The organism is uncultured Thalassospira sp. (assembly GCF_963976115.1).
GTDB lineage: Bacteria > Pseudomonadota > Alphaproteobacteria > Rhodospirillales > Thalassospiraceae > Thalassospira.
Genome location: NZ_CAXBJJ010000003.1, coordinates 344,801 through 360,356 on the forward strand (window position 1 = coordinate 344,801; position 15,556 = coordinate 360,356).

Annotated in this window: 12 protein-coding genes; 2 read left to right on the forward strand and 10 right to left on the reverse strand. The window is 55.0% G+C overall.

What is annotated here, in order from left to right; genetic code table 11:
• The 6 genes from AAC086_RS05095 to AAC086_RS05120 form a co-directional block, all read right to left on the reverse strand.
• Window positions 1-975, reverse strand: a complete 975-nt coding sequence (locus AAC086_RS05095; RefSeq protein WP_339776083.1) for an ABC transporter ATP-binding protein — start codon at window positions 973-975, stop codon at window positions 1-3.
• Window position 976: 1 nt separating this feature from the next.
• Window positions 977-1,912, reverse strand: coding sequence for an ABC transporter permease (locus AAC086_RS05100; RefSeq protein WP_339776086.1), 936 nt, complete (start codon window positions 1,910-1,912; stop codon window positions 977-979).
• A 1-nt stretch (window position 1,913) separates the two neighbouring features.
• The gene (locus tag AAC086_RS05105; protein WP_339776089.1) at window positions 1,914-2,891 is read right to left on the reverse strand and encodes an ABC transporter permease; all 978 of its coding nucleotides are present in this window, start codon (window positions 2,889-2,891) and stop codon (window positions 1,914-1,916) included.
• Window positions 2,892-2,912: 21 nt separating this feature from the next.
• Complete coding sequence (ggt, locus tag AAC086_RS05110; RefSeq protein ID WP_339776091.1) at window positions 2,913-4,523, reverse strand: gamma-glutamyltransferase; 1,611 nt, start codon at window positions 4,521-4,523, stop codon at window positions 2,913-2,915.
• Window positions 4,520-5,374: an alpha/beta hydrolase gene (locus tag AAC086_RS05115; protein ID WP_339776093.1), complete on the reverse strand. Its 855-nt coding sequence runs from the start codon at window positions 5,372-5,374 to the stop codon at window positions 4,520-4,522. The genes ggt and AAC086_RS05115 overlap by 4 nt, the downstream gene beginning before the upstream one ends.
• Window positions 5,375-5,453: 79 nt before the next feature.
• Window positions 5,454-7,043: an ABC transporter substrate-binding protein gene (locus AAC086_RS05120; RefSeq protein ID WP_339776095.1), complete on the reverse strand. Its 1,590-nt coding sequence runs from the start codon at window positions 7,041-7,043 to the stop codon at window positions 5,454-5,456.
• 201 nt (window positions 7,044-7,244) lie between these two features.
• On the opposite strand from AAC086_RS05120, the gene AAC086_RS05125 reads away from it, so the two are divergent.
• Entirely contained in the window at window positions 7,245-8,018 is a 774-nt protein-coding gene (locus AAC086_RS05125) for an IclR family transcriptional regulator (RefSeq protein ID WP_339776097.1), read from the forward strand.
• Between the two features lie 271 nt (window positions 8,019-8,289).
• On the opposite strand, the gene AAC086_RS05130 is transcribed toward AAC086_RS05125, so the two are convergent.
• The 4 genes from AAC086_RS05130 to AAC086_RS05145 form a co-directional block, all read right to left on the reverse strand.
• Window positions 8,290-11,706, reverse strand: a complete 3,417-nt coding sequence (locus AAC086_RS05130; RefSeq protein WP_339776100.1) for an error-prone DNA polymerase — start codon at window positions 11,704-11,706, stop codon at window positions 8,290-8,292.
• A gap of 8 nt (window positions 11,707-11,714) precedes the next feature.
• Entirely contained in the window at window positions 11,715-13,352 is a 1,638-nt protein-coding gene (locus AAC086_RS05135) for a DNA polymerase Y family protein (RefSeq protein ID WP_339776102.1), read from the reverse strand.
• 61 nt (window positions 13,353-13,413) lie between these two features.
• Window positions 13,414-14,184: a protein ImuA gene (locus tag AAC086_RS05140; RefSeq protein ID WP_339776105.1), complete on the reverse strand. Its 771-nt coding sequence runs from the start codon at window positions 14,182-14,184 to the stop codon at window positions 13,414-13,416.
• A gap of 201 nt (window positions 14,185-14,385) precedes the next feature.
• The gene (locus AAC086_RS05145; RefSeq protein WP_339776107.1) at window positions 14,386-14,856 is read right to left on the reverse strand and encodes an Lrp/AsnC family transcriptional regulator; all 471 of its coding nucleotides are present in this window, start codon (window positions 14,854-14,856) and stop codon (window positions 14,386-14,388) included.
• 130 nt (window positions 14,857-14,986) lie between these two features.
• On the opposite strand from AAC086_RS05145, the gene AAC086_RS05150 reads away from it, so the two are divergent.
• Entirely contained in the window at window positions 14,987-15,550 is a 564-nt protein-coding gene (locus AAC086_RS05150) for an alpha/beta hydrolase (protein ID WP_339776109.1), read from the forward strand.
• Window positions 15,551-15,556: the final 6 nt, after the last annotated feature.

Sequence of the window (15,556 nt, forward strand, 5' to 3'; positions counted from 1 at the left end):
TCAAAGCCCCTCGGCCACAGGGTGGAAACAGCGATAGGTTCGGGTCCCGGTATCTGTTTTTTCCGGTATGGTTTGGCACTGCGCGGTGGCAAAGCTGCACCGGGTGCGAAAACTGCATCCTGTGGGCAGGCGCGTTAAGCTGGGTGTCATGCCGGGAATTTGATGCAGGCGGTGGCCACGCTGGTTCTGGCTGGGAACGGACTGGATAAGCCCCTGTGTATAGGGATGGCGCGGGGTACCCAATACCTGTTTGACCGGGCCGGTTTCCACCAGCCGTCCGGCATACATTACCGCAATATCATCGGCCAGACGGGATACAATCGCCAGGTCATGGGTAATCCAGATCACCGCCGTGCCGCTGATTTCGGCCAGCTTTTGAAACTCGGCAATGATTTGCGACTGGATGGTGACATCAAGCGCGGTGGTGGGTTCATCGGCGATGATCAGGTCGGGGCGATGCAACATGGCGATGGCAATGGCAACGCGCTGGCGCATTCCGCCGGAAAATTCATGCGGGTAGGCATCAAGCCGCTCTTCCGGGCTGGGAATGCCAACCAGCCCTAATGCATCGCGCGCGCGGGCGCGGGCGGCCGGTTTTGTCATCGGGTCATGGGCCTGTATGGCCTCGGTAATTTGGGTGCCAATACGCAAAACCGGGTTTAGCGTCATCATCGGGTCCTGAAACACCATCGCGATGCGTTTGCCGCGCAGGTGGCGCATTTCTTCCTGGTCAAGGCCGATCAGGTTGCGGTTATCAAAAATAATCTGACCGCCGGTAATCTTGCCAGGTCGGTCCACCAGCCCCATGATCGAAAACCCGGTCACCGATTTTCCTGAACCACTTTCGCCGACAAGGCCTAAAACCCGGCCCTTTTCAAGGGTAAAGGAGACATCATTTACCGCCCGCAAACCCGGCATGGTCTTGCTGCCGCCAAATTCGGTGACAAGATTGGAAACCGTCAAAAGGTTCGCCATCTCACATGCTCCTCGGGTTTAGAATGTCACGCAGCCGGTCGCCAACCAGGTTGATGGCAACAATCGTAATCAACAGGGCAATGCCGGGAAAAAAGCTGATCCAGTACAGGCCGGAAAGCAGGTATTGATAGCCGTTTGAAATCAGCATTCCCAAGGACGGCTCGGTGACCGAGGCCCCCAGCCCGAGAAATGACAGGGTTGCTTCAAGTCCGATGGCGCGCGCCACCTGCATGGTTGAAATTACAATCACCGGTGCCAGGCAGTTGGGTAAAAGATGGCGAAACAAAATGCGATAGCCCGGCAGGCGCAAACAATGAGCGGCTTCGATATATTCCTTTTCACGCTCCACCAGGGCGGAGCTTCGCACCGTGCGGGCATAGGTCGCCCATTCGGCAATGATCAGGGCAATCACAACATTGGTCAGTCCCTTGCCTAGAAAGGCCAGCATCATCAATGCCATCAGGATGGTGGGAAAGGACAGTTGCAAATCCACCAGCCGCATCAGCAGTGTTTCGACCCGTCCGCCAATATAGGCGGCGATCAGGCCAATACTGGTGCCAATGGTGGCCGCCGCAAATGCCGACAAAACCCCGACAATCAGCGATGTGCGCAGGCCATAAAGAATACCTGACAGAATATCGCGTCCCTGATCGTCGGTTCCCAGATAATAGGGAACACCATCGAATGACGACGACCCCGGGGCCAGACGACCGTCAAGGATATCAAGCTGGCTAAGGTCATAGGGGTTTTGCGGCGAAATAAGCGGCGATAGCACGGCTAGAAAAATGATCAGCACCAGAACGCCCAGCCCGAGTGCCGCACCTGGCGACATAACGAATTTTTGCGCCAGTTTGCTAGATCGCGCCAGAAGGGATGCGGAGGGCAGGCTTGCGGGCACCAATGCTGTTTTCTGCGGCCCATTTGCGGCTTGGGACATGTTATTTGCCCTTCGTGTCCAGCCGGACGCGGGGGTCCAGCAATGTATAACAAATGTCGATGATGAAATTCAGCGCGACAAACAGCACGACCATCATCATCAGATAGGCGACGATTACCGGCCGGTCCAGATTGTTAATGCTGTCAATGATCAGCTTGCCCATACCGGGCCAGGCAAAGATGCTTTCGGTCACAACCGAAAACGCAATCAGGGAGCCAAACTCCAGCCCGGTAATGGTCACAACCGGGATCATCAGATTTTTGAGAACATGGGTGTAGATCACCCGGTTTTCGCTCAGCCCCTTGGCGCGGGCGAATTTAACGTAATCCTGGGGCAGAACTTCCTGTACACCGGCACGGGTCAGGCGCAGGACCAGGGATGTTTTAAATAACGCCAGATTAAGGGCAGGCAATATCAGGTGATGCAACCCGTCAGCGGTGAGAAACGACCAATTGGTATCCAGGAAACTGGCGGTTTCACCGCGCCCGCCGGATGGCAGCCACCCCAACTGTACTGAAAACAGCAAGATAAACATCAAGCCGACCCAAAATGTAGGCAGCGAAAAGCCAAGGATCGATCCGCTCATGATCAGGCGGGATGACAGGCGTTCAGGATGAAGCCCTGCATATAGACCCAGCGGCAAACCAACAACGATGGCGATTAATAACGCCGTCATCGCCAGTTCAAGGGTTGCTGGCAGGCGTTCGACAATCAGGGACAGGGCGGGTTTGTTATAAACAAAGCTGGTGCCGAAATCGCCGTGAAAAATGCCCTGAATAAACATCAGATATTGCTGCCAAAGCGGGCGATCCAGCCCAAGATGGGCCACAACGCGCGCATATTCAGCCTGACTGGCATCAGGATTGATCAGGATATCGACCGGGTTGCCGATGACATTGACACCGACGAAAACAATGATCGTCATGGCCAGAACGACCATGATGGCCTGTATCAATCGTCGCAATAGGGATGCAAGCATCGTGCTTCTCCTGCCCTTGGCTTAATCGATTGAAATTGCAACGCCGTCGCGCTGCGGGTCTGCCGCCCCTTTTGAGATGCCGTTATCGATGCTGATCGCATGCAGGGCAGCAAAGGCATAACTTTGGGGGGAGCGCGCAACGTCATAACCCTCGGCACGCAGGGATTTTTCGACAGAACGGCGAATACGATTGCAGATGTCGATTTTATTGGAAACACCTATAACGCGCGGGGCGGCGACGGCTTCCATGATCGACATGTCAAAATCAATCACGTTCATAATGCCCTGGGCGACGGTCGGCGCAATATAGCTGCCGCCCGGTGCGCCGATCACCATGCGCGGGGTGTCACCCTGAAAGACAATGGTCGGCGCGGCTGAACTTGCCCGGCGTTTGCCCGGTGCAATCGACGCGGCCCGTCCCGGACGCGGATCAAACCGTGCCATTGTGCCGTTATACATAAAGCCCAGCCCGTCGGTGATGGCGCCCGACGGGCTGCCAAGGGTGTGGGTCATTGAAACGGCATTGCCTTGTTTGTCGATCACGGAAATATGGGTTGTGTCACGTTGCGACATTTCAAGACGATCAACCGATGCGCGTTCGCCCGCCCGAATGGAAGCTGCGAGCCCGGCAGTATATTCAGGGGTTAGCAATGGTTCAAAAGGCACATCGATATAGGCCGGATCTCCCATATAGGTATCTTTGTCTATCGTCATGCGTTTCATGGCTTCAAACAGGGTCTGCACATGCTTGTGGCTGCCGTGTTTCATGCCTGAAATGTCGAAATGTTCCAGAATATGCAGCAGTTCGAGCATCGGAAAACCCGAGCCGGGTGGCGGGCTGGTGGCAATGCGGTGGCCACGATATGTACCCCAGATCGGGTCGGTCCTGGTGATGTTATAAGCCGCCAGGTCATCAAGCCCGATCAGGCCGCCGGATTTGGCAAAGTCATTGGCAATTTGCCGGGCGATTTCGCCCTGATAGAAAATATCGGCACTGCCGCTTTTGGCGATGCGTTCCAGGGTGTTGCCCATATCGGGGTTGCGCAAAATTTCGCCAACATTGCGGAGCTGGCCGTCTTTATGGAAATAGACTTCGCGCCCGGTTTTGGAAAATTTCAGCTTGTCGATTGTATTGGCATATTGGTCGCTTGACTGGTCCTTTGCCCAGTACCAATGCATGTGTGGACGGATCATCACGCCATTGCGTGCGTAACCAATGGCCGGGGCGATGATATCGGCCCAGTCAAAGGTACCGTAGTCGCGAAGGGCTGTTTCGTATCCTTTGAGCGAGCCAGGTGTGCAGACTGCCAGGTATCCGATATCGGAAATATTGTTTTCCAGAATAAAGCCAAACCCGTCGCGGCTTTGGCCAACCAGTTTGTCTTCCCACATGGTTTCGGTCGCCGCCAGCGGCGCACGTGCATAAAATTCCAGAATTTCATGCACGCCCTTGCCCGGCATATAAACCTGCATGGAGCCAAAACCGCCAATGCCCGACATTTGCGGGTCGGCAACACCCTGAACAAAGGCGCAAGCGAGGGCGGCATCAATGGCGTTTCCGCCTCGTTCCAAAATTTCGGCACCGGCTTCGACGGCTTCAGGCTGCGGGGCTACGATGGTTGCATTTGTCATTTTTGGCGGATCTCTTTTAAGGTGCGGGTTAGAAACGCCTTGACGGTATCAAGTACTTTCATGCGGTCATGCGAAACACCGGGAATTTCGGTAAGACTGACAGTAACGCCCGCATTTTCAAACGATTTTGCCAGTGATTTCAGACGTTCAGGGCGCGAGTTTCCGGCATCATTGGCCCCATCCATGTAATATTTGGACCCTGGTGCGTGCATGATTTCCCAGTTTTCAAGGTCGGCAGAGCCAACAACCATTTGCACAGCAACCTTTTGCAGGGCGGGGATATCAAGGCTGATGCCAAACTGTTCCTTGATGTCTTTTACCCCGACCCACCAGTTGCGTTCGGTATCTAGCAAGGTTACCGAACCCGGTGCGCCTATGGATGCGGCCCACAGTTTTTGCGGATGCAGCAGGGTAAAGCGGTGGGTGAAATGGCCGCCACCGGAAAAACCGAACATGGCAAATTTTGACCAGTTCTGGTCATATTTCCCGGCCATTTCATCGACCATCGAAATCAGGATTTCGTCGTAACGGATGTCGCCTTCGAGGATATATTTATACCCGGAACGGGCCCCGTCGCCCCGGGCATTCATCGGGAAGATCGGGCACAGGATTGCGCAATCATTATACAGGCCAAATTCGGCAAAACCGTCGCGAAATTCGATGGCGGACGTGCGGCCGGTGCCATGGACCGCGACCAGGAGGTCAACCTTGCGGCCTTCGGCGGCTGCGGGCGGCACATATAGCAACATGTGAAAACGCGGGTCGGCGGTGCAGGCGAAAATTGCCGTATGGCCATAGTCATAGATCGCCTTTGCACGCGCGGCAGAACCGCTCGAACCTAGTTCCTGCATTCGATTTCTCCTGGGGGAGGGGGCGCGCATCCGGTTAGGGAAAGAATACCCGATGCGCACCAGGGTGGATGTGGATGATTTAGTTGGCAGTGCTTTTAATGTCGTATGCCAGGGTGTATTTGTCGCCACGCGGGGCGTAGCTGATGGATTTTTTGGCAGCCAGAACAACGTTTTCGTAATGCAGCGGTAAAATCCAGAGCTTGTTGAAGGTCAGCTCGGACACTTTTTCAAGCAGCGGTTTGCGCGATGCTTCGTCCAGTGTCGAGGTGGCTTCGTCCAGCAATTTGTTGATTTCCGGGTCATTGACATTGCCGCCATTGTAACGGCCCGTGCCTTTTTCGTCGTTGCGTCCGGCAACAACAGCCAATGCCGGGTTGGAAACTTCGCCAGTATTGATGCCCCATGATCCCAGATACAGGCTGTAATCACCGGTGGCGTATTTTTTAGAATACATAGACCACGGCATGACTTCGACCGAGGTTTCAATGCCAACGCGCGAAAACATCTGTCCAACAGCCTGAAGAACAGCACTGTCATTCACATAACGACCTGCCGGGCCTTGAATGGTTATTTTAAAGCCATCTCCCCAGCCTGCTTCTTCGAGCAGCTTTTTCGCACCTGTCGGATCATATTTGACCGGTTCGACCACATCGGAATGGCCAAAATACCCCTTGGCAACAAACTGGTCGGCAACAGTGCCGTTTTTCTGCATCACGCGGTCGACAATGGCCGGACGGTTGATCGACATCAGAAGAGCGCGGCGAACGCGTTCATCCTGTAGCGGATTCTTGTCCAGTTTCGATCCGTCCTTTGCGGTGATAAAAGCGGTCGGGGCGTCGTTGACATTCACACCCAGATAGACAAGGCGGGTGGATTGACCACGAATCAACTGCAAATTATCAGAACTTTCGACCCGGTCAACGCCTTCGGCAGGCATGGTTTCGATCAGGTCGAGATCGCCTGAAAGCAGGGCTGCCAAACGCGCACCATTGTCGGGAATCATACGCAAGGTGACGTTTTTCCATTCGGACGGACCGCCAAAATAATCGTCATTGCGTTCCAGAACCAGACGGTCGCCGGGTGAATAAGAGACAAATTTGAACGGGCCGGTACCAATGGCGGCTTTGCCTGAATCAAAGTCGGCAACACTGTCTTGGGCGTGGTCGGCGCTGATGATGCGAATGCGGCTCAGCGAGTTCAAAATCATCGGATCGGGGACGGTTGTTTCGACCATAACGGTATAAGGATCGACCTCGGAGACATCCTTGATGTTGCGCGTATAGGATGCAAATGCCTGGCTGGGTTTGTCACGTGCACGCAAAAGAGAGGCAATCACATCTTCGGCATCAAAGGTGGAGCCATCATGGAATTTGACATCTTTGCGCAAATGAAATTCCCAATGGGTCGGATCAATAATTTTCCACTCGGTTGCCAGTTGCGGATTGTTTTCTGCCGCGCCACCCCGATTGATCAGGCTGTCAAAAATATGACGGCTGGCCGCATTGTTGGGCGAACTGGATGTTTCGTGCGGATCAATGGTGGTGAAGGTGGTGGACATGCCAATTGTCAGGCTGGAATCAGCTGCCATGGCCATTGCAGGAATTGCCATGGCAAGCAGCAATCCCAAGCCTGCCTTACGGGCTATTCCCAGTGTCGGGGTGAGCGACATTATCGTCTCCATTTCGTTTGAGGTCTCTAGCGGAGCCAGTCCCGGATTGAATATTCGGTTTTACGCAACTCTGCGGGTTGCTGATGATGTATGATCGGCAGCTCGGTGGATTTATGTCAATTTTTTTTCTTGTGCTGTTACGCTGTATGTAACAATATTCCGGCGCTATAATCACGGGTAGATGTCAGGGTTTTGTTGGGAATGTTTTTAGAATCGATCTCAGATAAAAAACATATAATTCAGTCGGTTGATGTTGCTTTATCGGTTCTGTTAGAGGTGTCGCGCGAGCCGGGCCAGACCCTGTCGGCGCTGGCGCGTAATCTGGGAGAAACAAAGCAAAAAACTTTGCGTATGTTACGTACAATGGAACGACGAAAATTCATCCAGCGGGCTGAAGATGGCGGATATAATCTTGGGAATGCAATTTTGGTGTTGGGAACTTCCGCGTCGACCCAGATTGATCTCGTAAAACTGGCGAGTCCTGTTTTGGAAACGCTGGGTCAGAAAATGAATGAAACGGTACAGATCCGGATACGCGACAATACAGAGGCCCTGTGCATTGCCAAATTTGAACCCTCGCGTGATTTGCGGGTTCATGCGGTGGTCGGGCGACGACGCCCCTTACATGCCGGGTCGAGCAAGATTTTATTGGCGTTTTTATCCGATAACCTGATTGCGCGTATTTTGCCGCAAACACTGGACCGGATTACCGGTAACACCATTACCAGTCATGCCGCCCTGATGCGGGAATTGATGAATATCCGCAAGCAGGGGTTTTGCATCAGTCACGGTGAAGTCAGTGATCAGCTGGTGTCGGTATCGGTGCCGATTTTTGCCGTGGATGGCTCGGTATTGGCGGCTTTGAATGTGGCAGCCCCGGCATTTCGCACCCAAAAATCCGACCTCGACCGTTTTGTCAGCCTTTTGACCGAGGCGGCAAAAGGCATTTCGCGCGGGTTGGGCTGGGTGGGGTGATAGCCCTTAAAGCACTTTTCCTTTAATATGACCCATTTTGTTTATTTTTGGCGTGTCGTTTGGCAAGGCACAGCGCGCTGCGCGATGCGGCGCATCGGGCGAGCGGTGTAACGCCGCCAAACACCGCCAAAATCAAACCCTGTGGGCCAGCTCAGTCTGCCGCCTGGCCGCGTCGAAATCCTTGTCCGTAAACCCATTACGCCCGGCGGACTTCTCCTTGCCAGGCGGCAGACTGAGCTGGCAAAATGGGTCATATTAAAGGAAATGTGCTTTAGTGAAAATCATGGCTGTCTATTTTCAGGCGGCTGGTTTTGGCGCGGTCCTGTTGGTGTTGTTGCCCAAGCTTTTCAAGAGGGGTGGTATGGGAGGGCGGTGCGATTTGTGCCGGGGGGCTGATGGGGGTGGCAATGCCCGGTGTGCCGGTGGCCCAGCGTAAATTGCGGGGATGCCCGCCAGATTGTCGGTTGATTTTGGTGTTGTCGGTCAGACTTTGCAACATGCCCGAAAGATCGACCAGCTTTTCCGCCACGATATGGGTGACGCCGTCTTCGCGTTGCAGTTTGCCTGAAACACCTAACAAGGTTGCAGTCATGATTTCGCGGCGAAATTCATCCATTACCTTGGACCACACCACCAGATTGGTAACCCCGGTTTCGTCTTCTAACGTTATAAAAACAATGCCCGATGCGGTGCCGGGGCGCTGGCGAACAATGACCAGCCCGGCATGGGTAATTTTATCGCCATTACGCGTGGCGTTAAGGTCGCAGGCGCGTTTGATGCCCGCCCCGTGAAGGGCATCGCGCAGCATGGAAACCGGGTGGCCTTTAAGCGACAGGCGCAGGCTGGCGTAATCTTCGATAATTTCTTCACCCGGCCCCATGACGGGCAGATTTACGGCGGGTTCCGGGCCAAATTCGGCGGAAACGCCCATATTGTGATTAAAGTTCTGGGCGGCTTCGAACAAGGGCAGGGCGCTAGGTGCCTTGCGGCCCTTGCCAAAGCGTTTGGCCGCCCACAGGGCCTCGCGGCGGCGCAGGGCCAGGGATTGAAAGGCATCGGCTTCGGCCAGTTTTTCAAGGGCGCCAGGCGACAGGCCGGTTTGGCGGGCCATCAGATAAATATCCTGAAAGCCGCCCATCGGCCGGTTGGCGGTTAGTTTCGCGACCTCCAGTTCGCTCAGGCCCCGCACCTGGCGAAACCCCAGCCGCACGGCCATGGGGCCGGATGCACGACCGATATCGCGTTCCATTGTATTGTTCCAGAAACTGTAATTCACATCGACATCAAGCACACGTACCCCATGATTGCGCGCATCATTTACCAGTTGGGCCGGGGCGTAAAACCCCATGGGCTGGGCATTAAGCAGGGCGCATAAAAACACATCGGGATGATGATATTTCAGCCACGAGGAGGCATAAGCCAGTATGGCAAAGCTGGCCGCGTGGCTTTCGGGAAAGCCATAATCGGCAAAGCCTTCGATCTGTTTAAAGCAGCGTTCGGCAAAATCGGCATCGTAGCCATTGCGCAACATGCCATTGAGGAATTTTTCACGATGTTCGCCAATGGTGCCGGTGCGTTTGAAAGTGGCCATCGCCCGGCGTAAATTGTCGGCTTCGCCGCCAGTATAACCCGCCCCGACAATGGCAATTTGCATTGCCTGTTCCTGAAACAGAGGAACGCCTTCGGTGCGTTTTAAAACGGCTTTGAGTTCTTCGGAGGGATAATCCACCTGTTCACGTTTCATCCGGCGTTGCAAAAAAGGATGCACCATGCCGCCCTGAATGGGGCCAGGGCGGACAATGGCGATTTGAATGGTCAGGTCATACAGGCATTTGGGTTGCAGGCGCGGCAGCATGCTCATTTGCGCGCGGGATTCGACCTGAAAAACACCAATGCTGTCGGCCTTGGTTAGCATGGCGTAGACTTTTGGGTCTTCCTTGGGCAGGGAGGCCAGGTCGTAATCGATGTTTTTATGGTCGCGTAATTCGTCAAATGCCTTACGAATGCAGCTCAGCATGCCAAGTGCCAGCACATCGACTTTTAAAATGCCCAGTGCATCAATGTCGTCTTTGTCCCATTCAATGGTGGTGCGGTCTTCCATCGCGGCATTGGCAATGGGGGAAAGTTCGCAGAGCGGGCCACGGGTAATGACAAAACCGCCAACATGTTGCGACAAATGGCGCGGAAAACCGGTTAACTCGGCGGCCAGCATCATAATGGCCTGAAGCCGGGTTTCATCGGGGTTGATGCCCGACTGGCGCATCATGGCATCATGCGGGCCTTTGCTGCCCGACCCCCAAACGGTTTTGGTCAGTTTGACAATGCTGTCTTCGGACAGGCCAAAAACCTTGCCGACATCGCGCAGCGCACTGCGCGAGCGATAGGAAATAACCGTGGCGGTTAAGCCCGCCCGCTCCCGCCCGTAACGCTGGTAAATATACTGGATTACCTCTTCGCGGCGTTCATGTTCAAAATCGACATCAATGTCGGGCGGTTCATCGCGGGCATTGCTGATGAACCGGGAAAACAGCAATTCAACCTTTGCCGGGTCGACCGCCGTAATATGCAAACAAAAACAAACCGATGAATTGGCCGCCGATCCGCGCCCCTGGCATAAAATACCGCGTGAACGGGCAAAGGAAACAATGTCATGCACGGTCAGGAAATAGGGAGCATAGCCCAGCTCGTCGATCAGGCGCAATTCGGTTTCAATCAGGCCCCGAACCTTGTCGGGGATGCCTTCGGGGTAACGGTGCTGTGCGCCTTCCCATGCCAGACGGGTTAAGCGTTGCTGGGTGGTTTCGATCGATCCGTCATTTTCATCAGGATATTCATAACGTAATTCGCGCAAATGAAAGCGGCATTGGCGGGCAATTTCCACGCTGCGTTCCAGCCAGTGGGGATGATCGGGAAACAGGGCCGCCATTTGTTGGGGCGATTTGATGTGGCGTTCCCCATTGGGAAACAGGCGGTAACCGGCATCCTCGATCCGGCAATGATGGCGAATGCAGGTGAGAACATCCTGCAACGGTTTGCGGGATCGCACATGCATATGCACATCATTGGTTACCACCACCGGAATGCCCAGATCGGCTTCGACCTGGTGGCAAAAGGTGAGCCTTTCGGTATCGAACCCGTCCATAAAACGGCTGACTGACAGCCACAAGCAGCCCGCAAAATGGGCCTGAAGCGCAACAAGATGGGCGTAAAATGCCGAATCAGGCACCTGCGGCGGGACGACAATAAACAAAAGCCCGTCGCTATGTTCGACCACATCATTAAGGTAAAGTTCGCATTCGCCCTTGGGGGCACGCCGTTTTCCCAATGTTAACAACCGGCATAACCGTGCGTAAGCCTGCCGGTCGGTCGGATAGCATAAAAGCGACGGCGCATCGGCCAGATCCAACCGGCAACCAACAATATATTGCAACTGGTTTTGATGGGGTTGATGGGCACTAAACCCGCGCACAATGCCCGCCAGACTGTTGCGATCGGTTATGGCAAGGCCGTGAAGCCCCTTGCTGGCGGCGGTTAGAACCAGTTCTTCGGCATGGGATGCCCCGCGCAGAAATGAAAAATTGCTGCTGACCTGAAGTTCGGCATATCGCGGACATTTAGCCGGAGGACCACCGGGCGCAAAACCCGATTGCGAGGGGGCGATGTTTGTAATAGGGGTAATATCCACCATGATTGTGCCTATGCAAACAGGCCGTGAACGGACCACAGGTCCTGAAATGTGCGGTTATGTTCGCAAGGCTCCGCCATGTGCAGGGCCGGGGCCGCAAGGGGCAGTTCGCCCTGTATCGTCGTGGTGGGGGCGAGATCGCTGGTTTTAAAAGCCGGGGCAAATGACATCTCGGATGCTGGTTCTGTCTGGCTGCGCCCCAGGGTTCGGCAGAGCCATAGCCACCGGCCAGTATGGTCGTGGACGCGAAAATAATCACGGGTTAGTTCATGGAGGGCAAACCCGGCCTGGTCGAGGTAATCCCACCATTCGGGGCACAGGCGTTCTGGCCCGCTGATTGTGGTAATTTCCAGATCCATACGCCGCCAGCGCAGGGTGGCGGGGGCACCATTGGCGGTGCGGTGTAAAACTTGAACCGGTTCGGGCGGGTTCATCAGGCGGATGGGGCGTTTGGGCAGATGAATGCCGGGCAGGCTTGCGGGCGATGGGGCGGCACCCACCGGTTGGCGGATGGTGGCCTTTTCGGGCAGGTGGCTGGCATGGTGGCCAGGGCGAAATAATTGGTCACGCGGGCCAAGATGATGGCCGATCCGGTCAAATAGTTCGGCCAGGGCAATGGTATTGCCATTTTGGCTGGCACTGGCGTCCAGGCTGATTTGGCGAAAGGCAACATGTTCGACCCAGGGCGCATAGAGAATGACCTCTTCAATCCCGAAACCGGTATCGACACCGGGCATTTTTTCGGCCAGAAGGCGGTCAATATGCCGTGCTGACTGGCAAGCGGTGCTGGTGGTGATTTGGACCGTATGGGCACGGCCATCCACCCGCACACACCGCAGGATGATACGGCGCAGCCCTTTGTTTTCGCTTTGCAGTTGAGTGCATAATTGCACAATCATCTGTGCAACCGCGGCTTCCAGATTGGCGGCATCGCCCAGCGGTTCGCCGTATTGCTGGCGGATCAGCCAAGGCTGATCGGGCACATGAAAATTCAAATGTTCGGGCAGGCGACCATAAAACTGGTCCAGCCTTTGTAAAACATCGGGGCCAAGACGGGTTGTCAGGGTAGCACGCGGCAAGTCGGCGACATCTTGTAACTGGCGAATGCCCAGCCGGTGCAGGGTTGCCAGAATATCGGGCGACAGGCGCAGTCCTTCAATGGGAAAACCGCGTGCGGCATCATGGTGGGCGGGCAAGGATAAAATGCCATCGCCTGCGTGAAAGCGCGCACTGGCCCATGCGGCACCGGCACTATCGGCCATGCCCGCCTTGCAGGAAAATCCCAGTTTGTTGATGTCGCGTTGGGCCTGTTTGATCAGGGTTTCTTCGCCACCAAACAAATGGCTGCCGCCCGTCATTTCCAGCCAGAAACCGCCTTCACCGCCCAGATTATCCCGCATCAAAACCCGATCCGGGGCAATCCACGGGCTATAGCGGTCCAGATGCTTGAGCAACCGGGTTTGATGGTGGGCATAAAGGCCTGGATCTTCGTTGATATTAACCAGATCGGGCACAATGCTGCGCGCTTCGGCCAGGCGCATGCCCGGTACAAGCCCGGCCCTGCACGCCCCTTGCGACAAACCACAGGCAAGAACACCTTTATGGTCGCTACGCGTGACGATAAAGGGTGTCTTGGCAGGTTGCGACATTTGATCCGTGCCAGATGGCGTCTTTTGTGGTGTCCGCGTCGGCACCCGGTTTGGAACGTTGTCAGGCATGGACGGGCTGTTTGTGGGCGGCTGTTGCGTGGCAGCAGCCCGGTGGCAGTCTGTTTTCCAGTGTGTCAGCCACAGATACAAGAAGCGTTGCTTCATCGATATAGACTTTCCAGCTTGCCGGTCGAACCCCGCGTCCCCCGATCAGGCTGAGTTTGCGATAAATGCCATGTGGCGTGATGTGCCAGCGCGACCATGCTGGCGACGGGGCAATATTTTGCCCGGCCCGGTGATGGCGCAACACAATCAGGCGCGTGTCGCCTGCCTCGCAGGCCAGTTGCAGGCGGCGTGCGGTGGTTAAATCATAGTCGGTGGTTTCAAGTATGATTGTCGCGATCTGGCCAGATTTGGCGGCCTCCTCGCAGGCCCAAAGTGCTGTTTGTTGCTGGTCAATTGTCATCATCACCAGGGTGTGGCGGGCAGGGCTGGTAAACAGGGCGGGCGGGTAAAGCTGCCCCTGATCCAGGGCTTTGCGTTGCCGTACCCATAAAACGGTTGAGGTCTTTGCGTGAGGCGAAGGCTCGGCATCAAGCCCGGCCAGATACCAGGCCAGCGCCGATGTTGCGCTGTCAGCATGTTCGGCCATGATCTCGTGCAGGCCGGTTGGCATTAAGCCGCCCACGGAAAAATGCGGTTTTAGGTCAATATCGCCAAACGCCCGGGTGATAAGGTGCTCCCGCCCGCCATCAACACAGGCGGCACGGCCTTGCCATTGTTTTTCCGCCCGCAAAAGGGCGGCACGTGCCTGTTGCAATTTGCTGGTCAAAAAATGACGCCTGCTATTTGTTCCTATTTTGTTCTTATGTATGCGGGCAGGAGGGTGTCAGAGTCAAGGTCAAACCGCTTTGCCGTGTGCCGGTTTTATTTTCTGCTATATGGCCTCGTTATTTACGCTGGTCATTCCGGTTTCGGGAGGCGGTGTTAAATGCCAGAACAGGTGTCATCGACATGCTTTACACCAGTAAAGTCAGCCGGAACGGGGATGTTGTAACAAGGCCCGGCCAATTGGTTTTGACGGTTCTGACCGTAAAACAAGTGATGTGGTGATAGCGCCATAACGGGCGATGCGATCAACGATGGTTTCAAGATCGCCTGGTGTGGGAACCAGCACCTTTAACATAAAGCAGTCTTCACCGGTAAGGCGGTGAACCTCGATGATGTGGGGCATTTCGGAAAAATGCTGCAGACAGGTTTTGATATGATTATGGGTCGTTTTTAACCGGATAATTGCCATCAAACCGACCCCAAGGGCGGCTGGGTTGATGCGTGCGCTATAGCCCTCGATAATGCCGCGTTCCTCTAGCCGTTTTACCCGTTCGGACATGGCGGGTTGCGATAGCCCGATCTGCCGTCCCAGCTCCGAAAGCGGGGTGCGGGCATTAGCCTGCAAGGCTTCGATAATTGCGATATCCAGCCGGTCAAAGCCTGTATGTGCCATTCAAGCAATCCTGACGTAAAAAACGATGAATCATCGGAAATAACATAACTTGGCCGATGAGTTGCCATGTTGGTTTTGAGCCATAAGATTATAATCGATAGCCTGACCCTTAATTTTCAGGAAAATGGCCATGCAGTCACCTGTGATTATTCTACCCGGTATTGGCGGATCGGGCCCGCAACACTGGCAAAGCCAGTGGGAAGATCAATGGCAGGCATCCGCGCGCCCCTTTTTGCGCATGATGCCCACAGATTGGGACCAGCCAGATCTGGAAGACTGGATCATGGCGCTGGATGCGGCTTTGGCCCAAATTCCGGCACCGCCGGTTCTGGTGGCGCACAGTCTTTCATGTCTTTTGGTGGCCCATTGGGCCGCCCGGCAGCAAAACCCTGCCCTGCGGGCGATTAAGGGGGCGTTTATGGTTGCGGTGCCCAACCCGGCAAGTTCACAATTCCCCGCTGAGGCGCTTGGTTTTGCATCGGTACCGCAGCGTGAATTGCCGTTTCCCACCTTGCTGGTTGGTAGCGAAAATGACCCTTATGCCCGACCGGAATATATGATGCGTTGTGCCCGAAACTGGGGGGCGGGTATGGTGATGGCCGGGGCATTGGGCCATATCAACGAAGCCAGTAATATTGACGACTGGCCACAAGGCCAGGCTTTGTTGACTGCGTTTTGCACCGGACTTGGGTAAAAGTGC